Source organism: Microbacterium sp. AK009 (assembly GCF_013410955.1).
In the GTDB taxonomy this organism is placed as follows: Bacteria; Actinomycetota; Actinomycetes; order Actinomycetales; family Microbacteriaceae; genus Microbacterium.
The window spans coordinates 308,736-329,738 of the sequence record NZ_JACCCG010000004.1 but is presented as its reverse complement, the minus strand read 5'-3'; the positions used below and the strand labels follow the sequence as shown (position 1 = coordinate 329,738).

The 21,003-nt window shown below is 71.2% G+C and carries 17 protein-coding genes; 6 read left to right on the top strand and 11 right to left on the bottom strand.

Going from position 1 to position 21,003, the window contains the following annotated elements; all coding sequences use genetic code 11:
* Window positions 1-8: 8 nt before the first annotated feature.
* Genes HDC37_RS10655 through HDC37_RS10645 form a run of 3 tightly spaced genes read right to left on the bottom strand, consistent with a single transcriptional unit; the run spans window position 9 to window position 2,955 of the window.
* Window positions 9-1,166, bottom strand: a complete 1,158-nt coding sequence (locus tag HDC37_RS10655; RefSeq protein WP_308472177.1) for a P-loop NTPase — start codon at window positions 1,164-1,166, stop codon at window positions 9-11.
* Window positions 1,163-1,690: a DUF1003 domain-containing protein gene (locus HDC37_RS10650; RefSeq protein WP_179560365.1), complete on the bottom strand. Its 528-nt coding sequence runs from the start codon at window positions 1,688-1,690 to the stop codon at window positions 1,163-1,165. The genes HDC37_RS10655 and HDC37_RS10650 overlap by 4 nt, the downstream gene beginning before the upstream one ends.
* Window positions 1,690-2,955, bottom strand: a complete 1,266-nt coding sequence (locus HDC37_RS10645) for a magnesium transporter MgtE N-terminal domain-containing protein (RefSeq protein ID WP_179560364.1) — start codon at window positions 2,953-2,955, stop codon at window positions 1,690-1,692. The genes HDC37_RS10650 and HDC37_RS10645 overlap by 1 nt, the downstream gene beginning before the upstream one ends.
* A gap of 35 nt (window positions 2,956-2,990) precedes the next feature.
* On the opposite strand from HDC37_RS10645, the gene HDC37_RS10640 reads away from it, so the two are divergent.
* Together HDC37_RS10640 and HDC37_RS10635 are read left to right on the top strand one after the other, a co-directional pair.
* Window positions 2,991-3,629, top strand: coding sequence for a general stress protein (locus tag HDC37_RS10640; protein ID WP_257021432.1), 639 nt, complete (start codon window positions 2,991-2,993; stop codon window positions 3,627-3,629).
* Window positions 3,626-4,321, top strand: coding sequence for an alpha/beta family hydrolase (locus tag HDC37_RS10635; protein WP_179560363.1), 696 nt, complete (start codon window positions 3,626-3,628; stop codon window positions 4,319-4,321). Before HDC37_RS10640 ends, HDC37_RS10635 begins: the two co-directional genes overlap by 4 nt.
* On the opposite strand, the gene HDC37_RS10630 is transcribed toward HDC37_RS10635, so the two are convergent.
* Genes HDC37_RS10630 through HDC37_RS10620 form a run of 3 tightly spaced genes read right to left on the bottom strand, consistent with a single transcriptional unit; the run spans window position 4,303 to window position 8,598 of the window.
* A complete protein-coding gene (locus tag HDC37_RS10630; protein WP_257021431.1) occupies window positions 4,303-6,165 on the bottom strand; it encodes a gamma-glutamyltransferase family protein in 1,863 nt (620 codons plus the stop codon). The genes HDC37_RS10635 and HDC37_RS10630 overlap by 19 nt on opposite strands.
* Window positions 6,123-7,535 (bottom strand): aminopeptidase P family protein, encoded by a 1,413-nt coding sequence (locus HDC37_RS10625; RefSeq protein ID WP_179560362.1) that lies wholly within the window; start codon window positions 7,533-7,535, stop codon window positions 6,123-6,125. Before HDC37_RS10625 ends, HDC37_RS10630 begins: the two co-directional genes overlap by 43 nt.
* A 40-nt stretch (window positions 7,536-7,575) precedes the next feature.
* Window positions 7,576-8,598: an endonuclease/exonuclease/phosphatase family protein gene (locus tag HDC37_RS10620; protein ID WP_179560361.1), complete on the bottom strand. Its 1,023-nt coding sequence runs from the start codon at window positions 8,596-8,598 to the stop codon at window positions 7,576-7,578.
* A 96-nt stretch (window positions 8,599-8,694) separates the two neighbouring features.
* On the opposite strand from HDC37_RS10620, the gene HDC37_RS10615 reads away from it, so the two are divergent.
* Window positions 8,695-9,555: a PHP domain-containing protein gene (locus HDC37_RS10615; RefSeq protein ID WP_179560360.1), complete on the top strand. Its 861-nt coding sequence runs from the start codon at window positions 8,695-8,697 to the stop codon at window positions 9,553-9,555.
* A 29-nt stretch (window positions 9,556-9,584) separates the two neighbouring features.
* Here the strand turns inward: HDC37_RS10615 and HDC37_RS10610 are convergent, their stop codons facing one another.
* The gene (locus tag HDC37_RS10610; protein WP_308472187.1) at window positions 9,585-9,992 is read right to left on the bottom strand and encodes an SHOCT domain-containing protein; all 408 of its coding nucleotides are present in this window, start codon (window positions 9,990-9,992) and stop codon (window positions 9,585-9,587) included.
* Between the two features lie 107 nt (window positions 9,993-10,099).
* Window positions 10,100-11,563 (bottom strand): DEAD/DEAH box helicase, encoded by a 1,464-nt coding sequence (locus HDC37_RS10605; protein WP_179560358.1) that lies wholly within the window; start codon window positions 11,561-11,563, stop codon window positions 10,100-10,102.
* A gap of 188 nt (window positions 11,564-11,751) precedes the next feature.
* Here HDC37_RS10605 and HDC37_RS10600 point away from each other — a divergent pair, with 188 nt between their 5' ends.
* Complete coding sequence (locus tag HDC37_RS10600) at window positions 11,752-12,468, top strand: ferritin-like fold-containing protein (RefSeq protein ID WP_179560357.1); 717 nt, start codon at window positions 11,752-11,754, stop codon at window positions 12,466-12,468.
* A gap of 30 nt (window positions 12,469-12,498) precedes the next feature.
* Here the strand turns inward: HDC37_RS10600 and HDC37_RS10595 are convergent, their stop codons facing one another.
* The gene (locus HDC37_RS10595; protein WP_179560356.1) at window positions 12,499-12,789 is read right to left on the bottom strand and encodes a hypothetical protein; all 291 of its coding nucleotides are present in this window, start codon (window positions 12,787-12,789) and stop codon (window positions 12,499-12,501) included.
* Between the two features lie 10 nt (window positions 12,790-12,799).
* A complete protein-coding gene (locus HDC37_RS10590; RefSeq protein ID WP_179560355.1) occupies window positions 12,800-13,024 on the bottom strand; it encodes a DUF3107 domain-containing protein in 225 nt (74 codons plus the stop codon).
* 149 nt (window positions 13,025-13,173) lie between these two features.
* On the opposite strand from HDC37_RS10590, the gene HDC37_RS10585 reads away from it, so the two are divergent.
* Window positions 13,174-16,410, top strand: coding sequence for a PD-(D/E)XK nuclease family protein (locus HDC37_RS10585; RefSeq protein ID WP_308472176.1), 3,237 nt, complete (start codon window positions 13,174-13,176; stop codon window positions 16,408-16,410).
* Window positions 16,407-19,688, top strand: a complete 3,282-nt coding sequence (locus HDC37_RS10580; protein ID WP_308472175.1) for an ATP-dependent DNA helicase — start codon at window positions 16,407-16,409, stop codon at window positions 19,686-19,688. Before HDC37_RS10585 ends, HDC37_RS10580 begins: the two co-directional genes overlap by 4 nt.
* 5 nt (window positions 19,689-19,693) lie before the next feature.
* Here HDC37_RS10580 and HDC37_RS10575 read toward each other — a convergent pair whose 3' ends face one another.
* Entirely contained in the window at window positions 19,694-20,926 is a 1,233-nt protein-coding gene (locus tag HDC37_RS10575) for a phosphotransferase (RefSeq protein WP_179560354.1), read from the bottom strand.
* Window positions 20,927-21,003 lie beyond the last annotated feature (77 nt).

The following is a 21,003-nucleotide window of genomic DNA, read 5'->3' as shown; positions in this document are numbered from 1 at the left end:
CGGCGGTCTCAACGGGGGCGGAGGGGGAGCGTGCGGCCCGACAAGCCCCGCGGGGAGCGCGCGAGACGCGCGGCGAGGTCGCGGACCGCCCGCGCTGCCGGGTCGTCGGGGTGCGAGAGGACGACCGGTGTCCCCGCGTCGCCGTCTGCGCGCAGAGTGGGACTCAACGGGATCGAGGCGAGGAGGTCGACCGCCTCGTCGGGTGTCGACAGCGCCCGCGCGACGGCCGCTCCGCCTCCGGTGCCGAAGAGGTCGAGCGTGGTTCCGTCGGGGAGCGCCATCGGCGCCATGGTCTCGACCACGCCCACGACCCGCTGACCGGTCTGCCGGGCGACCAGTCCGCTGCGGATGGCGACATCGGCGGCCGCCGACTGCGGCGTGGTGGTCACCAGCACTTCGGCGTCGGGAAGGAGCTGACCCACCGAGATGGCGATGTCGCCGGTGCCCGGCGGCATGTCCAGCAGCAGGATGTCGAGGTCGCCGAACCACACGTCGGTGAGGAACTGCTGAACCGTGCGGTGCAGCATCGGTCCACGCCACGCGACCGCGCCGAGCGGAGCGTCATCCGAGCCGCGGCGCAGGAACATCCCGATCGAGACGACCTTCACACCGTGCGCGATCGGCGGGATCATGAGGTCGTCGATCCGGGTGGGCTGCGGGACGGATCCGTCGCCCGCGACCAGACCCAGCAGCCCGGGGATCGAGAAGCCGTGCACGTCGGCGTCGACGAGGCCCACAGACAGGCCGGATGCCGCGAGGGCGACGGCGAGATTCGCGGTGAGCGTCGACTTGCCCACGCCGCCTTTCCCGCTGGTGACGGCGATCACGCGGGTCAGGGATCCGGGTCCGAAGGGCATCTCGCGACGCGCGCGCCCTCCGCGAAGGCGCTCGGTGAGCGCGGCGCGCTCCTCGGGGGTCATGACGCCGAGGGTGACGTCGACGTCGCGGATGCCGGGGACGGATGCCGCGGCGCGGCGGACGTCGGCTTCGATGCGGTCCGACGCGGGGCAGCCGACGATCGTCAGCGCGATGTCGACGTGGGCGACGCCGCGATGGGTGCGGACGCCTGTGACCATCTGCAGTTCGGAGAGTGGGCGTCGGAGTTCGGGGTCGGTCACCGCGCCGACGGCGGCGGCGACGGCCGAGGTCAGCGCGGCGTCGGTCACGGCCGCTCGCCGATGGTGTCTCGTCGCCGGTCCAGGTCCTCCAGCAGCGTCCGCAGCTCACTGCGGAGACTGTCCTTCGTGACCACCTCGTCGGAGAAGTCGCGCAGCGCCATCCGCAGCGCGACGATCTCGCGCGCGAGGTACTCGGTGTCGGCGAGGTTGCGCTCGGCGCGCTGACGGTCCTGCTCGATCTGCACGCGATCGCGGTCGTCCTGCCGGTTCTGCGCGAGCAGGATGAGGGGCGCGGCGTAGGAGGCCTGGAGCGAGAGGACGAGGGTCAACGCGGTGAACCCGAATTCGGCCGAGTCGAAACGCAGCCAGATGGGCATGAGGGTGTTCCAGGCGATCCAGCTCACGCAGAACAGCGTGAGTCCGAGCAGGAACACCGGCGTTCCCATGTTGCGGGCGATCCACTCGGTGAAGCGCCCGAACCGGTCACGAGAGGGTTGCGGGGTACGACTGAGCACCCCGGACCGTCCGCGAGGAGCATCCAACGACACCGCGCTGCGGCTGACGCGCGCCATCAGCGCCTCCCCGGTGCGTGGGAGAGGTCGTCGCCGTCGTGCGATCGCCAGTCCTCGGGAAGGAGGTAGTCCAGGACGTCATCGACGCTCACCGCTCCCACGAGCCGGTGGGCCCGATCGACCACCGGCAGCGAGACGAGGTCGTAGCTGGCGAGCATGCGGGCGACCTCGGCCGCGGAGGCGGTCACCGGGACGGGGTCGAGGGTGTCGTCGATGATCGTGCCGAGCCTCTCGTGCGGCGGATAGCGCAGCATCCTCTGGAAATGCACCGTTCCCAGCAGCCTTCCCGTCGGTGTCTCATAGGGCGGCAGGGTGACGAAGACCGCGGCGGCGAGGGCCGGATGCAGCTCATGGCGGCGGATGAGGGCGAGGGCTTCGGCGACGGTCGCGTCGGCGGACAGCACGATCGGCTCACTGGTCATCAGACCTCCCGCGGAATCGGGGAGGTACTTCAGCAGCTCTCGGACGTCTTCGGCCTCCTCCGGCTCCATCAGTTCGAGCAGCTCCTCCGAACGCTCCTCGGGCAGCTGCCCGAGGAGGTCGGCAGCGTCGTCGGGCTCCATCGCGTCGAGGATGTGGGCGGCGCGCTCATCGCCCAGCTGCTCGAGGATGTGGACCTGCTCGTCCTCGGGCATCTCCTCCAGTGCGTCGGCCAGACGCTCGTCGGAGAGCTCCTCGGCGACCTCGAGGAGGCGGTCGTCGGGGAGGTCGAGGAGCGTGTTGGCGAGATCGGCGGGCCGCAGCTCCGAGTAGGTCGCCACCAGCTGCTCGGCGGACTGCGCCTCGCCGGGGGTGTGACCCTCGTGGACGTCGGCCCACGAGGCGAACGTGGTCGGTCCCTTCGCGAACGGCGAGGCGCTCGTCTTGGGCTTGCGAAGGAACAGCTGGCCGACGTCCCACTCGCCCAGGCGATCACGTTCGATCGCGACATCCTCGATCACTGCGTGACCCGATCCGTCGCGGAAGTGCACTTTCCGGCCCAGCATCTCAGACATGACCCGCACCTCCCCGCCGCGCTGCTGGAACTTGCGCACGTTCATCAGTCCGGTCGTGATCACCTGCCCGGTGGCGATGGAGGTGACCCGATTGATGGAGAGGAAGACGTTGCGCCGCCCCGGGATCTCCACGACGAGTCCGATGACGCGGGGCGGGTCGTCCTTGCGGTAGATCACCACGACATCGCGCACCTTGCCGAGGCGATCGCCTGTGGGGTCGAAGACGGAGCACCCCGCCAGCCGCGCGACGAAAACCCTCTGCGTGCTCACGGGTCAAGCGTAGTCGCGCGTGGGAGGATGATGAGATGAGCATGATGGGTGGGGGGCGTCTGCCGCAGGGCGTGGGGGAGCCGGGCCAGGCGATCGCGAGCTTCCCGACGTACGAAGCAGCGCAGAAGGCCGTGTCCACCCTGATTGCGGCGGAGATCCCCGCCCGTGACATCGCGATCGTCGGTCACGACCTCCGCTCGGTCGAACGGGTCACCGGGAGGCTGGGATACGCCGAGGCGGCACGATCGGGCGCCATCAACGGTCTGCTCCTGGGCATGCTGTTCTCCGCGATCCTCGTCCTCGGGTCGCCGTCGGTCCCGATCCAGGCGTTCGTGGGCGTGCTGTTCGTCGGCATCGCGATCGGCATGCTGCTGAGTCTCATCACCTATTCGCTGGTTCGCCGCCGTCGTGATTTCGCTTCGGTCATGCAGGTGGTCGCCGAGCGCTACGACGTCACCGTCAGTGCTTCCGACGCCGCGAAGGCGCGCGGTGTCCTGGGTCACCGTGCCAGCGCGCCCGCCGAGCCGGAGGTCCCGGCCGATGCCGTCCCGGTCCCCCCCGCGGCTCCGACTCCGGCGGGAAGCGCCGAGCCCCCGCGGTACGGCGAACGCGTGACGCCTCCCGCGTCGTCCGGACAGGACGATGACAAGGGCTCCGCGTCCGAGCCGAGATGACGCTCACGCGCGACGAACGCATCGACGTCGACCTTCCCGGCGGCATCGCGGGGGTGTCGGCCTTCGTGTCGCTTCCCGACGCCCCCTGGGGCGGGGTGGCGCTGGCTCACGGGGCGGGGGCGGGGCCCGAGCATCCCTTCCTCAACGGCGTCGCGGAGGTTCTGGCGCGTCACGGTCTCGGCGTCCTGCGCTTCGCCTTCCCCTACCGCGAGGCCGGCCGTCGTCTGCCGGGTCCGGTCGCGCACGCGACGACGACCTGGGCTGCGGCGATGGCGGCGCTCAGGGGGTGGTGCCCGGGAGTGCCGGTCTTCGCCGCGGGGAAGTCCTACGGCGGACGGATGGCGTCCCTGGCTGCCGCGACGAAAGTGATCGAACCCGCCGCGCTGGTCTACCTCGGCTACCCCCTCCATCCGCCCGGTGAACCCGAGAAGGAGCGCGCCGACCACCTTCCCGCCATCTCACAGCCTCAGCTCTTCCTGTCGGGCACGCGCGACCCCTTCGTGCAGCCCGCCGATGCCCTGGAACGCGTCGTCGCCGGATGCCGCGACGCGACCCTCACCTGGGTTCCCGGGGGCGATCACTCCTTCGAGATCGCTGGGCGGCGACGCCCTTCGCAGGCGATCGGCGGCGAGCTCGGCGACACGATCGCAGGGTGGTTGCGACAGCGCTTCCCTCAGCGCCCGGCGGCGTAACCCTGCATCCCCCGGGGGTTGGCCGCGGCCCACAGCAGAGCCGCGCCGGAGCCGTCCGGCTCCTCGCGGCCCACGGCCGAGACACGTCCGAGCGACCAGTCCCCGGCGCGGGTGACGACGTGACCGCGTCGCTCGAGACCGCCGATCACGACCTCGCCGAGCCGATCCTCGACCACGGCCCCGGCGGGCGTCCAGGTGCGCGGCCAGAACGACTCGGGCAGGGCGGTGGAATGCAGCGCAGGGGCGTCGATGGCCTCTTGCGCGCCGTAGCCGCCGACGATCATGCGCAGAAGGGCGAGCAGCTGCCACTGGTCCTGCTGGTCGCCGCCGGGTGAGCCCATGGCGAACCAGGGCCGTCCGTCGCGGAGCGTCAGGGTGGGGGTCAGGGTGGTCCGTGGGCGTCGACCGGGCTCGAGGGAGGAGGGGCGGCCGGGCTCGAGCCAGGTCATCTGGAGCCGCGTGCCCAGGCAGAATCCCAGGGCGGGAATCGTGGGGGAGGACTGCAGCCACCCACCGGAGGGCGTCACTGAGATGATGTTGCCCCAGCGGTCGGCGACGTCGATGTGACAGGTGTCGCCCCGGGTCTGACCCCGGCGGTCGACGGTGGGCTCACCGGTCCCTGCGCCTCCCGCGTGACCGTAGGTGGTCCGCAGGGGCGGCGTCCAGGGCTGCTCGGCGCCGCTGGGCCGCCCGGGGCGGAACGTCGTGGCCGCCTCCTCGCCGATGAGGTCCCGGCGCGCGGCGAGGTAGTCCTGGTCGAACAGGGCGGTGATCGCTTCGGCGTCGGAGGCGTCGCCGAACCAGGCTTCGCGGTCGGCGTAGGCGAGCTTCTGGGCTTCCAGGATCGTGTGCGCACCGCTTTCGACGGACGGATCGAGTTGATCGTCGGCGAGGGGTTCGAGGAGGGCCAGAGTCTGAAGCAGTGCCGGACCCTGCGTCCACGCGCCCGCTTTGGCGACGGTCACGCCGCGGAACTCGCGCGTGAGGGCCGGTTCGTACCCGGCGTCGAAGGTCGCGAAATCGGATGCCTCGATGACGGCGGCGTGCATGCCTCCGCCGGAGTGCCGGTGGGGTGCCCGCAGGAATGCCGTGGCCTCGGCGGCGACGAAGCCCTCCCGCCATTCGCGACGCGCGGCGTCGATACGCGCCGCGCGACCGCCTGGGCCCTCCTCTCGCACGCTCCCCGCGGCGCGCACCAGCCCCTCGAGCACCGACGCGTAGGCGGGATTGCGCACCACCTCTCCCGCGCGCGGAGGCACGCCTGCCGGCATCCACAGGTCGGCCGAGCTCTTCCAATCGTCGCGGAAGAGCTCGGCGACCCGTGCGATCGTGGCGGCGGCCTGTGCGACCAGCGGATGACCGTCGCGGGCGTAACCGATCGCATACGCGAGCACCTCGGACAGCTCCCATGTGCCGTGGTCGCGCAGCAGGACGAACCAGGCGTCGACGGCTCCGGGGACCGCGGCGGCCAAGCCGCCCGCCCCGGGCACGAGATCGAGTCCCTCGGCGGTGTAGTGGGCGATGTCGGCGCGTGCCGGTGCCGGGCCTTGGCCCATCAGCACGACGGGGGTCGGGTCGTCAGTGGTGGCGAAGACCCCGACCAGATCGCCGCCAGGCCCGTTCAGGTGCGGTTCGACCACGTGCAGCACGAACGCGCCGGCCGCCGCCGCGTCGAAGGCGTTGCCGCCGCGCTCGAGCACGGACTGCGCTGAGGCGGTGGCGATCCAGTGCGTGGAGGCCGACATCCCGAACGTGCCCGCCAGCGTCGGCCGGGTGGTGAACGCGGGAGGAGGGGTGAAGCTCACAACGTGGTCGGAGCGGTCGAGGCGTGCCGGGCGACCCATGCCTCGACCTCGTCGGCGGTCCGCGGGATCGAGGCCGACAGGTTCTCCGGTCCGTCCGCGGTCATGAGCACGTCGTCTTCGATGCGGACGCCGATCCCGCGATACTCCTCGGGAACGGTGAGGTCATCGATCTGGAAGTACAGACCCGGTTCGATCGTGAAGACCATGCCCGGCTCGAGGATGCCGTCGTAGTACATCTCGCGACGCGCCTGAGCGCAATCGTGCACGTCGATCCCGAGGTGGTGGCTGGTGCCGTGCACCATGTACCGGCGGTGCTGGCCGCCGCGATCGGCGTCGAGGGCTTCGTCGGCCGTCACCGGGAGAAGCCCCCACTCGGCGGTGCGCTGGGCGATCACCCGCATCGCCGCTTCGTGGACGGAGCGGAACGTCACCCCGGGGCGCGCCGCGGCGAAGGCGGCGTCGGCAGCCTCGCGGACGGTCTCGTACACCCGTCGCTGAACGTCGGTGAAACGTCCGCTCACCGGGATCGTGCGGGTGATGTCGGCGGTGTAGAGGCTGTCGACCTCGACTCCGGCGTCGATGAGGATGAGGTCGCCGGGCGCGACGGTTCCGTCGTTGCGGGTCCAGTGGAGGTAGCAGGCGTGAGGACCGGACGCCGCGATCGTGTCGTAGCCCTCGCCGTTGCCGTCGGTGCGTGCGCGCAGGTGGAACACTCCCTCCACGACGCGCTCCCCGCGCGGGTGCGCCAGAACGCGGGGAAGCTCGGCCACGATGTCGTCGAACCCGCGCGCGGTCACCTCCACGGCCAGACGCATCTGCTCCACCTCGAAGGCGTCCTTGACCAGGCGGAGCTCGGAGACCGCCCGGGTCAGCTCGGCGTCGACGTCGAGCAGCAGGTCTCCGTCGGCGGCGGCGAAGTCGTCCAGGTGGCGGGTCTGCACGCCCAGGTCCGCGGCGACCCCCGCGAGGGCGGGCCGCGGTCCGATCCAGAACTCGCCGATCGAGGCGTCGGCGTAGAACTCCGGTGTCGTGCGGTCGGCGCGTTCACGGAAGTACAGGGTGGCGCCGTGGCCGCCCTCGGGAAGGGGATCCATCACCAGCACCGCTCCCGGCTCGGCGTCCGAGCCCCAGCCGGTCAGGTGAGAGAACGCCGAGTGGGCGCGGAAGGGGAAGTCGGTGTCGTTGCTGCGCTGCTTCATCTCCCCGGCCGGGATCACCAGGCGGCGACCGGGGAAGGCGGCCGACAGCCGCTCGCGCCGCTGCGCGGCGTACTGCGCCTGGGGCCGGCGCGGCGGAAGGGAGTCGGGCCGCTCGGCCCACCCGGAGGAGATGCTGTCGAGGAAGCCCTGGGGGAAGGGCTGACGGCGATTGGTGGTGGTGTTCGCGGAGGTGTCGCCGGAGGAGCTCATCCCTCCAGTGTCGCATTCCGCCGCGTCATCCGACCGGGAATCAACCGGCAGGCTCGAGCTGAACGATCAGGGGACGGTGGTCGCTGCCGGAGTCGTCCATGGTCCGCAGCACCACCGATGCCGTCGGCGTCCACTGCGCGGAGACCATGACGTGATCGATGCTCGCTCCGAGCAGCGCCGGCACCGAGGTGGACCACGTTCCCACCGAGCCGTTGCCGGTGCGACTGGCGACGTCACGGCACCGTCCCATGTCGCCGCCGTCGACGCCCAACCCGCCCATGTGATCCAGCGTGGCGTTGAAGTCGCCGGCCATGATCACATTCTGATCCGCGCACTGATCGGCCAGCCACTGCAGGTCGGTGCGCCACTGGTCCATGTACTCCTGGCGCGGCGCCACGGCGTGCGCGGCCACGACGATCGGGCCCTCGCCGTCGACCGGCATCGCCACCGCGCTCGGCAGTGTGGAGGTGTTCGTCGTGCCGTTGACAGACGACTCGATGACGCTGTAGTCGCCGAGCTCGGGAGTGATGAGGAGCGTGGTGGAGTGCGCGTCCCAGCCCTTGCCCGGGAAGTACTCGGTGTGGTGCGCCCACATCGGGTGCCCGAGCTCTCGCATGGCGATCGCGACCTGCTCACCGGTCTCGATGGTGGTTTCGGGGAGGGTGACGACGTCGGCATCCATCGCCACGGCGACCCGCGCGATGCTCTCGGCCGTCGTCGCCTCCCCGGCGGTGTTCCACGTCATGACCCGGATGCTGGCCTCGCCCTTCTCCGGGAGCGTCTCGGTGCCGATGCCCCGGCCGAGAACGGTGGTGAGGCTCGCCGCCGATGCCGCGACGCAGATGAGGGCGAGGGTCAGGGCGAGAGCCCGCAACGGCCTGATCATCGCCAGGATGAGGAACAGGATCGCCGCGGCGGCGAACGCCACGACCAGAAGGGGGCGGAAGGAGACGATCTGCGCCACCGGGAAGGTGCGATCGAGCCGGAAGAACGACGGCCACGTCAGGACCGCCGCCACGATCGCCGCGACCACGGCAAGCAGGATCCCGACCAGGCGAAGCACATCGCGACACTATGCGACGAGTCTGAAAGATCCGTCTGCCCGGCGCCGACGGCGTCTTCGCGGCCGGTGCCCCGCGGCCGACGGTAGCGTGGGAGGATGCACCGATCTGTCGGACCCCAGGGCCCGGGGGATCTGCACCTCCACTCCGTCTACTCCGACGGCACCGAGACCCCGGCCGAGGTGATGGCCGCCGCTCACCGGCACGGGATGCAGACGGCCGCGCTGACGGACCACGACACGACGGCGGGCTGGAGTGAGGCCGCCGACGCCGCGGCGGCGCTGGGGCTGACGTTCCTGCCCGGGATGGAGCTGTCGGCGAAGTATCAGTGGCGGAGCGTCCACATCCTGGCCTACCTCTTCGATCCGGAGGACGCGCAGCTGCGCTCCCTCACCGATCGCATCCGGTCCTCGCGGATGGACCGCGCGCAGGAGATGGCCGAGCGCATCAGCGCCGACTTCGATCTGGATTGGAGCGACATCCTCGCCCAGACCGCCGACGGTGCCACGGTGGGTCGCCCGCACATCGCCGACGCCCTCATCGCACGCGGCTACGTGCGCGACCGCACCGAAGCGTTCTCGCGCATCCTCCACCCCGGAGGCGATTACTACGTCGCGCTCTTCGCGCCCGATCCGGTCACCGCTGTCGAGCGGATCACCGGGGCGGGAGGTGTGGCCGTGGTGGCGCACCCCGCCGGACGCGGCATGCTGCCGCACGGGGTGATGCAGCGGATGCTCGACGCGGGGCTCGCGGGCCTGGAGCTGCGCCACCGGGAGAACATCGCCGACCAGGTGCGGCAGCTGCGTCGCATCGCGGAGGAGCGAGACCTCATTGTCACCGGTTCCAGCGACTACCACGGGGAGGGGAAGCCCAATGTCCCGGGAGAGAACAGCACCGAGACCGTGATGATCGAGAGGATCATCGCGCTCGGGAGAGGAAGCGGCCCCGCCCTGGCCTGAGTCCGGACGGAGCCGCGACTGCCCGGCCGTCAGGAGATGACGCGGGCCTTCAGGCGCTCGTATTCCTCGGGCGTGATGGTCCCCGCATCCAGCAGCGCCTTCGCCTTGGCGATCTCATCGGCCGGGCTCGGGTGCGCCGAGGTGCCGGCGACGGACTTGATGTAGTCGTCCTGTGCCTTCTGCATGGCGCGCACCTGGGCGGCGCTGCGCTCGGCCATGCCGCCGCCGCGCGCGATCAGATAGACAAGGGCCGTGAGGAAGGGGACGAAGATCAGGAAGACGATCCAGATCGCTTTGGCCCAGCCCTTCATCTTGTGGTCGCGGAAGAGGTCGCCGATGATCGCGAACAGTGCGAACAGGTAGGCGATGAAGGCGAAGGCCCACAGGAACCACCAGATGAGGTCCCAGAACGATCCCCAGAATCCCTGGTACTCGATGACATCGGTGAAGCGCACGGTCGTGCCTTTCGTAGCGAGGTGAGGCGCCGCGTTCTGCGTCGTCACGCTCACCATATCGCTCGAGCGGCGCCGCCGTGGGAACGGTGTCAGCCCACCGTCGGTGCGCCGCCGGTGCGCGGCGCCCGGCGGCGGCGCCGACGGCGCGCGGGCGCGGCGTTGCCGTCGTGGTGCTCCTTGCCGCTGCCGTCGTGCGTGCCCTGGCCGCCGGGCTCGGCAGCGTGTTCGGCACCGTGCTCGGCCACCACGCTCGCGGCGTCGGAGGTCGTCGTGCCCTCGCTGCGCCGGCGACGTCGTCGGGGTGCATCGGAGCGACCCGACCGATCGGACGCGGCGCCGGAGGCCTTCGCCGTCTCGGCGCGCGGCGCGCTGGTGAGCCGGCCGCGCACTCCCGCGGGGATGCCCAGATCCTCGAAGAGGTGAGGGCTGGAGGAGTACGTCTCACGAGGCTCGGGCTGGCCGAACTCCAGGGCACGATTGATCAGCGCCCACTTGTGCAGGTCCTCCCAGTCGACGAAAGTGACGGCGATGCCGGTCTTGCCGGCGCGGCCGGTGCGGCCCGCGCGATGCAGGTACGTCTTCTCATCGTCGGGGATCGTGTGATTGATGACGTGGGTGACGTCGTCGACGTCGATGCCGCGGGCAGCCACATCGGTGGCGATCAGGATCTCCTTCTTCCCCGCCTTGAACGCCGCCATCGACCTCTCCCGGGCCTCCTGGCTCATGTCGCCGTGCACCGCGACCACCGAGAACCCGCGGTCGCCGAGCTCGTCGACGAGCCTCTGGGCGGCGCGCTTGGTGCGGGTGAAGATGACGGTCTTGCCGCGTCCCTCCGCCTGCAGGATGCGGGCGATGACCTCGTCCTTGTCCAGCGAGTGCGCCCGGTACACGAGGTGGTTGATGTTGGCCTGGGTGAGACCCTCGTCGGGGTCGTTGGCCCGGATGTGGATGGGATTGGACATGAAGCGCCGTGCGAGGGTCACGATGGGCCCCGGCATCGTGGCCGAGAAGAGCTGGGTATGGCGCACGGCGGGCAGCTTCTGGAAGATCTTCTCGATGTCGGGGAGGAAGCCCAGGTCGAGCATCTTGTCGGCTTCGTCGAGGACGACCTCGGTCGCGCCGGAGAGATCGAGAAGGCGCTGACCGGCGAGATCGATCAACCGCCCCGGAGTTCCCACGACGATCTGCGCGCCCGCCTGCAGCTGCTCGATCTGGCCCTCGTAGGCCTTCCCGCCGTAGATCGCCACGACCGAGGTCGAGCGGTTCTGCGTCAGCATGTCGATGTCCTCGTAGACCTGCACCGCCAGCTCACGGGTCGGGACGACGATCAGGGCCTTCACGCCCGGAGCGGGATCGAGCCCCAGACGCTGCACGACGGGAATGCCGAAGCCGAAGGTCTTGCCGGTGCCCGTCTTGGCCTGTCCGATGATGTCCTGGCCGGGGAGGCCGAGGGGGATGGTCTGCTCCTGGATGGGGAACGAGTCGATGATGCCGCGCGCGGAGAGCGCGTCGACGATGTCCTGATCGACGCCGAGTTCGGCGAAAGTCGTCACGATGTCATGCCTGTCTGTCGAAGGGGCCCGAATGGGGCGGGCGGGCCGCGTGATGGATCCACGCCCTTCGTCGACCGCAGGCGCGGGGGTTCCGATCCGATGCCGGAACGCGTCCCAGGATACCCGGCGACGGCAGGGAGCCCGCCGAAGGCCTCTCGGCGGCGAGCCGCGACGGTAAGGTGACGTGCGTGGTGAACTGGTTCTGGCGACGGCAGCGCGGCACCGCTCGGACCCTGTCGTTGCGGTCGCGCGGCGATTTCGGCGACGCGCGGCGCGTGGATTTCGCCGAGCTGGCCCCCGACGTCAACACTTTCCTGGGGCAGGCGGCCTACCTGCAGCTCGGCTTCTTCGAGACACTCTCCGAGTTGATCGCCATGACCCCGTCGCTGGCCGAGAAGGAGTCGCTCTCGCGGGCCGCGGGCGCGGCGCTGACCAAGCACGAGGAGCTGGTCGCGCTCATCCGCGAGCGCGGCGAGGACCCCACCTCGCTCATGCTGCCGTTCCGGGAGCCGCTCGACGCCTTCCGCCGTGCCACTCACGGGGTCAGGCCCGAGGAGACGATGCTCTCGGTGCACATCACCGCCGGCATGCTCGACGATTTCTATCTCGCGCTCTCAGCGAGCTACGGCGAGACGGGACGGCGGGTCGCACGCATCCTCCGCGCCGACGATGACCGCCAGGCGATCGTCGACCTGGTCGTCGAGACGATCCAGAGCGACCCGGAGTGGCGTTCCCTGCTGGCGATGTGGGGCCGGCGCCTCGTGGGCGACACCCTCCTGATCGCGCGCGCCGCCCTGCGTCCGACGACCCTCGCCGCCTCCGATGAGAAGCGGGTCGAACCGGTGTTCACGGCGCTCATGGCGGCGCACTCACGGCGCATGGAGGACACGGGCCTCGCTGCCTGAGCCCGCACCCGCTGAACGTCGGGCTGCCGCTCAGGCGATGCCGAGCCGGTCGCGTTCCCGCCGGTCGGCGGCGACGCGAGCACGAGCGAGCAGGGCCACGATCGGCGCGGTCACGACGGCCGGAGCGACGAGGGCGCTCAGCCAGATCCACGGATTGTCGATCCCCACGCCCGACCAGGTCAATGCCGACCAGACGATCCCCGACGCGGCCGCGCCGATCACCGGGGCGAGCACCACTCCGCGGCTGTCGCGTCCCCGCATCAGGAAGTGGATCGCGACCCCGACCGCGGCGCCGGCGATGAAGGCCAGGAGGATCTGCACGGGCGGGTCCTCAGGCGACGAAACCGACGCGGCGGGACTCCTCGGTCCCGACCTCGATGTAGGCGAGCCCCGCGGTGGGCACGATGTATGTGTTGCCCTTGTTGTCGGCGAAGCTCACGTGGGTCGCGCCGGCATCGAGCGCGGCTGCCACCGACGCCTTCACGTCCGCCGCCGACTCGCTCGTTTCGAAGTTGAGCTCGCGGCCGGTGTTCGCGATACCGATACGGATCTCCACGTGTCTGCCTTCCTCTCGCGCTCGGACCTCGAGCGCATGGCAACTCTACGACACCGGCTGAGGGGGAGAGCGCGGTCGGCAACGCTCTGGGCGAACGCCTCGTCGGTGTGGTGACGGTGGTTGTCGGAGCCCCGGGTTAGCGTCGAAGGGTGACCTCGACCGACCTTCCCGCGCTGCTCCCCGGACCGGGCGACGTGCGGGTCGACGGCGGCGCCGCCCCCCTTCTGGATGCGGATCAGTCGGCGGTGGTGGGGCTGCCTGCAGAGGCCTCGGGCGTGGTGGTGGGCGCCCCGGGATCGGGCAAGACCCGCGCCGTCATCGAGCGGTTCCGCCGACTGGTGGACGAGGGGTCCGACCCCGATGAGGTCCTCGTCCTCACGCCCACCCGGCAGACCGCGACGCTTCTGCGCGACCGCCTGTCGCTGGCCGCCGGCCGGGCGACCTCGGGCGCTCCGGCCCGTTCGGTGCCGTCGTTTGCATTCCAGATCGTGCGCGCCGCCGAGGTGGCCTCCGGTGGGGAGGCACCGCAGCTGCTGACCGGCGGCGATGATGACCAGCTGCTGCGCGACCTGCTCGACGGCGACGCCGACGACGAGGCGGCAGGTCGCCCCCGCGGCTGGCCGGAGTGGCTCGGGCCCGAGATCCGGGCGACGGCGGGGTTCCGCACCGAGGTGCGCACGTTCCTCGCCGAATGCACCACCCTGGGCGTCGAGCCGGCGGCGCTCGACCGCCTCGCCTCGACGCACGAGGTCGAGGTGTGGCATCCGCTGGCCTCCTTCTTCCGGGAGTACCTCGACGTACGGGCGGCGATGCGCGGTGCGCATCGCGATGCTGCGGGCCTCGTCCGGGAGGCGGTCGGGATCGTCCGCGGAGCACGCGACACCGGGGCTGCGCGCGCGGCCGTCGGCGGGGTGCGCGTCCTGCTCGTCGACGACGCGCAGGAGCTCACGCTCGGTGCGATCGAACTGCTGGAGGCCTGCGCCGCCCGGGGCGTCGCCGTGCTGGCCTTCGGTGACCCGGACGTCGGGGCGGGTGCGTTCCGGGGCGCGTCGCCCGAGAACTTCGCCCGGCTGGCCGCCTCGCTGAAGACGGTGCACGTGCTCGGGGAGGGCCACCGCGGCACCCGCGCGCAGCGCGAGACCGTACGCCGCATCGTCGAACGGATCGGTGCGGTCGGGGTCGTGGCGCACCGCCGCGCGCCCGACCCCACCGCGCAGGACTCGTCCGTGCGCGCGCTCGTGCTGAGGTCCGCTGCGGAGGAGTTCGACGCCGTCGCGCGGATCCTGCGCGAACGCCACCTGCTCGACGGCGTACCGTGGCACGAGTTGGCGGTGATCGCCCACGACAGCCGCCAGGTCGCCGCGCTCGAGGCCGAACTGGGAGCGCGGGAGGTCCCGGCGCGCTCGCAGGGGGCGGGCCGAGCGCTGGGGGAGGTGCGCGCCGTCCGTGACATCCTCCGGCTCGTGGAATTAGCGCACCAGCCTGTCGAGGAGTGGACCGCCGATGATGTCTCGGCCGCGCTGGAGGGGGTGTGCGGCCGGCTCGACCCCATCGAGCTGCGGAGACTGCGTACCGGGCTTCGGCATCGGGAGATCGCCGACGGCGGCGACAGGTCGGGGCGCGATCTCCTGCTGTCCGCGATGATCCGGCCCCTCGAGTGGGAGCTGGTCGACACCCGCGAGGCCCGCCGCGCCGCCGTGCTGGCCGACACCCTCGTGCGCCTTCGGGAACAGGTCTCGCAGAAAGCCACCGTCCACGAGCTGCTGTGGACCGCGTGGGAACGCAGCCGTCTGGAGCGTGCGTGGGTGGAGCAGGCGAAGGGGCACGGTCCCCTCGCCGATCAGGCCGGCCGAGACCTCGACGCGATGGTCGCGCTCTTCCAGGCGGCCAAGCGCTTCGTCGAACGTTCGATCGACGGGGATGCGCGCGCCTTCATCCGCGGCATCCTCGACAGCGCGGTGGCCGATGACAGATTGGATGCCGCGCTCCCGCACGACGTGGTCGCGGTGCTGACGCCGGCGGCGGCACTCGGCCTGGATGTGGACACCGTCGTCGTCGCGGGCGTCCAGGACGGGGTCTGGCCGAACACCCGTCACCGCGGGAGTCTGCTCGAGACGTGGCGGCTCGCCGACGCCGCGCAGCATCGGGGAGGATCCGGCCCCGGCGCTGCGGGACTGGATCGCCGACGCGCGGCCCTTCACGATGAACTCCGCCTCTTCGCCCGTGCGCTGTCGCGCGCGCGGTCGCGGACGGTGGTCACCGCCGTCGACGATGACGATCGTGGCCCGAGCGCCTTCTTCGACCTTCTGCCCGACCCCGAGGTTCCCACCGCGTCGTCGGCGCACCCGTTGAGCCTGCGGGGTGTCGTCGCCCTCCACCGTCGCGTCCTGACCACACCTGACGCCCTTGCCGATGCCGCCGGCGCGCGCGCCGCAGCCGGGCAGTTGGCTTTGCTCGCGGCCGCGGAGGTGCCGGGCGCGTCACCGGAGGAGTGGTACGGGGTGCGTCCGCCGACGTCGAGCGGGCCGTTGCGCGATCTGGCGCGCGAGCGGGTGCGGGTGTCGCCGTCCCGGCTGCACACTCTCGAGGAGTGCGAACTGAACTGGCTCATCGGCGAGCTCGGGGGCGACCCCGGGAGCACGACGGCGGGCGTCGGGACGATCATCCACGCCGCGCTCGAGGTCGCCACTGCGGGCACCGACGAGGACACCCTCTGGGAGGTGGTCGAGCGGCGCTGGCACGAGTTGGTGTTCGACGCGTCGTGGCAGGGGCGTGCCGAGCGCGCCCGGGCGCGCGACCTCGTGCGGCGACTGGCGCGCTATCTCGATCGGTTCGACGCCGACGGGGGGAGACTCCTCGACGCCGAACCCCACTTCGAGATCCCGCTGATCCTCGACCCCGCGGACCCTGCCGGGCTCGTCGTGGGCGGGTCGTCGGACGGCAGCGTGGCAGACGCAGCGAAGGCTCACGCGGTGCTGTCGGGATACATCGATCGCGTCGAGCTCCTGGCTGACGGCAGCGTCGTCATCGTGGACCTGAAGACCGGGAAGAGCGAGCCGCAGACGGATGCGAAAGTCATCGATCACCCTCAGCTGGCGGCCTATCAGCTGGCCTTCGAGGCCGGCTCCATCCCCGGGACGGCGGGCCGGCCTTCCGGAGGCGCGCGGCTCCTCGTGCTCCGGCCGACGTCCCAGAAAGAATTCGTCACCCCGACGCAGCCGCCTTTCGACGACGATCGACGAGCCGGTTTTCTCTCCCGCGTCCACGCGGCGATCACGGTGATGACCGGCGAGTCCTTCCATGCCCCCTACGAGGAGCACTGCCGGGACGAGCACAGCCACGGGCTCTGCCGGATCCATACCATCGGGGCGGTGAGCGCGTCGTGACCGTTGCGGGACCGGCACGTCTGACGGCCGCGGCGATCGCCGCTGCGCTCGGACAGTTCGCGCCCACGGACGAACAGGTGGCGGTGATCGAGTCGCCGCTGCGTCCCGCGCTGGTCGTCGCGGGAGCCGGCAGCGGGAAGACCGAGACCATGGCCGGTCGCGTCGTATGGCTCATCGCGAACGGCTTCGTGCGTCGCGACGAGGTCCTCGGGCTGACCTTCACCCGGAAGGCGGCGGGGGAACTGGCCGAGCGCGTGCAGCGACGCCTGCGCCGGCTCGGGGAGTTCGAGGCCGCCGGGCTGCTTCCCCTTCTTCCCGAGTTGCACGCCTCCGGCGCGCTCACGTTCTTCGCCACCGACAATGCGCAGCACGAGGCGACCCGACTGGGCTACCTCCGCTCGCTCGCGGAGCGTGCCGGAGTCGGCGGAGGCGGTGGTGCGGGCGACGACCTTCTCGATCGGCCCGTCATCGCGACGTACAACAGCTTCGCCGACCAGATCGTCCGCGAGCACGCGGTCCGCATCGGCCGCGACACCGACACCGCCGTGCTGTCGGAGTCGGCAGCCTGGCTGCTGATGAGGCGAGTGGTCCTCGATTCCGACGACCCCCGGCTCGAGGATCGTCCAGAGGCCCTGCGCACCATCGTCGATGCTGCGCTGCGCATCGCCCGCGACGGAGCCGACAACCTCGTCGACTTCGATGAGCTGCGCCGGTTCCCCGAGCGGTTCCGCGGAGTCCTGGATAGACCCTCCAGCAAGGGTTCCGTCACCGTCTATAAAGACGTCGCCGAGGCCGAGAGCCGGGTGTCGGCTCTGGCTCTGCTGGCGGATCTCGCTCGGGAGTACCTCGACGCCAAGCGCCGGCGCGGCGTCATCGACTTCTCCGACCAGGTGGCCGGGGCACTGGAGGTGATCCGACAGCACCCCAGCGTGGCCGTCGAGCTCCGCGACCGCTTCCGGGTCGTCCTCCTCGATGAGTATCAGGACACCTCGGTGATCCAATCCGACCTCCTGGCCGAGCTGTTCGCCGGCACCGGGGTGATGGCGGTGGGCGACCCTCATCAGGCGATCTACGGGTGGCGCGGAGCGAGTTCGGGCAACCTGGGTGGTTTCTCCGCCGCCTTCTCGGGTGACGCGGGATGCGGCACCTACGCGCTGATGACCAGCTGGCGCAACAGCCGTGACGTCCTGCGCGCCGCGGGTGCCGTCCTCGCTCCGCTCGCTCCGCGCTCTCCTGTCGCCGTAGCCGAGCTCCGCGCGCGGCCCGACGCCCCGGAGGGCGCGATCGAGATCGCGGTGGAGGCGGACATCGACGCCGAGACCGAGCGGGTCGCGGAGTGGTTCGGCCGGGTGCGCTCCCAGCGGCGCCGCGCGGGCCTCGGCACCACCGGCGCCATCCTCTTCCGCAGCAAGAAGCACATGGTGCGTTTCGGGGATGCCCTGGGGCGACGAGGTATCGCGCATCGCATCCTGGGCCTGGGCGGATTGCTCTCCACCCCCGAGGTGGTCGATGTGGTCAGCGCCCTCCGCGTCATCAGCGACCCCACCGCCGGCTCCTCCCTCATCCGTCTCCTCGCGGGTCCGCGGTGGGGCATCGGGCTGGCCGACCTGCGCGCGCTCAGCGAGCTCGCCCGGCGCCTCGCCACCCACGATGCCGCCCTGAAGCCGCTGGACGATGTCGTCGCCGAGCGGGTCCGCGGCGATGCGGGGGAGGACCGCGCGTCGCTGGTCGACGCGTTAGATTTCGTGGTGCGTTCCGCCTCGGATCACGGCTGGCTGGCCGCCTTCACGCCCGAAGGACGTGCGCGGCTGAAGGAGGCGGGCGCGGTGTTCGCGGGGCTCCGCCATGCCGCCGGCGCGCCCCTGCCCGAACTCATCCGCCTGATCGAGGCGGAACTGCTGCTGGACATCGAACTCGCCGCGAACGAGACACGGGGACCGATGCGGGTCGCCTCCGCGCAGCTGCGGGCCTTCCTCGACGAGGTGCATGCCTTCCTCGCCGCCGACGACACGGGGTCGTTGGCGAGCCTTCTGGCCTGGCTCGATCACGCGGAGAAGGTCGACGAGTTCGCGCCTCGGACAGAGCCCCCTGAAGACGACGTCGTCCAGCTGCTGACGATCCACGGATCGAAGGGCCTGGAATGGGACGCCGTCGCCGTCGTTCGCATGGTCACCGACGAACTGCCCTCCGCCGCGAAGGACACCAAGGGGTGGCTGGGCTTCGGGGTTCTGCCCTACAAGTTCCGAGGCGATGCGGCATGGCTCCCGCCCTTGCCCTGGCGGGCGGATGTCGCCCCCACTCAGCAAGACCTCAAACGCGAGATCGACGCCTTCATCGCCGCCCATCGCGCTCGGCAGCTCGACGAGGACCGTCGTCTGGCCTATGTCGCCGTCACCCGCGCGCGTGAGCACCTGTTGTTGACCGCCTCGCCCTGGTCGGGAACGAAACGGCCGCGGCCCACGGGGGTGTTCCTGCGCGAGATCGCCGACGCGCTCGGCATCGAGATCGACGAGCCCGATCTCGAATCCAATCCGTTCGACGGCGACCGGAGAGTCCTCCGGTGGCCGATCGATCCGCTCGGGGCGCGTCGAGAGCGGGTCGAGGGGGCGGCGCGCCTGGTGAGGGAGGCACTGGATGCGCCTCCGGTCACCCCGGACGACGAGGTGCGGATGCTGCTGGCGGAACGTCGCGCGCGTGCACGACACCGTGCCGGCCCCCTCCCTACGCGTATTCCGGCATCGAGGTTCAAGGATTTCGTCGCGGTGGACGGCGGGTCCACCGACGTGCTCTCGCGGCCGCTCCCGGAGCGCCCCTATCGCCAGACGCGGATCGGGACGATGTTCCACGAGTGGGTCGAACGACGGTCGGGGATCACCGGGCGTGCGGCGTCCCTCGACGGTGCGCTCTGGGACGACCTCGAGGAGACGGACGCCGCATCGACCGGCCTCGAACGGCTGCAGGAGCGCTTCCTCGCCTCAGAGTGGGCCGACCTCGAGCCGATCGAGGTGGAGACCGAGATCGACTTCACCATGACCGGGCCCGACGGTCGCCCCCACGTCATCATCTGCAAGCTCGACGCCGTGTACCGGCGCGGCGACCGCGTGGAGATCGTCGACTGGAAGACCGGCGTGCCCCCCAAGAACGCGCGGGAACGTCAGGAGCGCATGGTGCAGCTCGAGCTGTACCGTCGCGCCTATCACGCCAAGCACGGTATTCCGCTGTCACAGATCGACGTGGCGCTCTACTACGTCGCGGACGACCTCGTCCTTCGCGGCTGAGTCGGCTACTCCGAGACGGCCCAGCGTCGCAGCGCCGCCTGCGACGCGCGCTCGGCTTCGTCCACGTCGTCCACTCGCCCGCGGATCGGTCCGAGGTCCAGCGGCGCCGTGTCGGCCGGATCCGCCGATCGCGCGGGCGAGGGCGCGTCCTCGGCAGCGTCCTGATCGTCTGGATCGTCACCGAACCACGCCGAGACCTCGGCGGGGTCGTAGGCGTCGGTCTGCATGGAGGTGTCCACCACCGTTGCGCCGGGCCCCGGCACGCGGTCGAGCAGGGCGATCGCGTCGTCGACGTCGCCGCGATCCTGCGGAACGATGTCGTCGCCGGCCACGCCGGCGGCCAGCGACTCCAGAAGCTCCACCGCGTCGTCCACGATGTCGGCCCGGCCCGTCTCGTGCCCGTGCACGAGCCATCTGGCGAACTCGAGCTCCGCGTACAGCCGCGCCCGCTCACGCAGCAGCCCGTCGGGAGCGTGAACGCTGCGGGCGAGGTAGGAGGCGAAGACGTCGTCCGCGGCGTCGGGGGCCGAGGCGAGCCACATGAAGTCGCCCGCCGGATCCCCCACGCTCAGCCCGTGCCAGTCCAGGACGCCGGTGACGCGGGGCTCGCCGGCGAAGTCCTCGAAGAGGAAGGACGAGGCGCCGGCACCGCCGAGGACGACGGTGGTCTCGAAGCGCCACAGCTCCTCGGCGTTCAGTGCCTGGCTCCAGCGCACGTCGAGGCTCGGCGGAAGACGGCGGGTCGCCACGGCGCGCTCGACCGTGCGCTCGATGTCATCGCGCAGCTGGCGAGTCGTTCGAGCGGGGAGTCCCTCGTCGCGGATCACAGAGACCGGGAGGGCGTGAACCGCCGCGATCGCCTCTCCGAGGGAGGTGGCGGCCCCGCGGCCCGCGGGCAGGTGCGGGGGGTCGACGCGATAGCCCGGCAGGAAGTCGGCGACGACGGCACGACCGCCGACAAGGGTGGTCTGGCCCAGCACGGTCGGCACGCGGAAGGGAAGGAGACCGCGCACACCGGACGTCAGCACCGTCAGAGCGCGCACCTCGGCCGCCGTCTCGGCCGCCGCACCGTCATCGACCGGGGCGCGCACGACCACGCGACGTCCATCGTCGAGATCGACCAGCGCGGAGTCGTACCGTCCGGCGCTGTTCTCGGTCAGCGCGGCGACGCCGACGACGCCGGCGCCGGGCAGAGCGGAGGTCACCGACGCGGCTAGAGTGAGGGGTGAGCGTGCCATGAGCCCAGGGTAGGTCGGGCACGCCGCCGGGCCTTCGCGCCACGCCCTGGCTCGTCGACCAACGCGGGAAGGTCTCG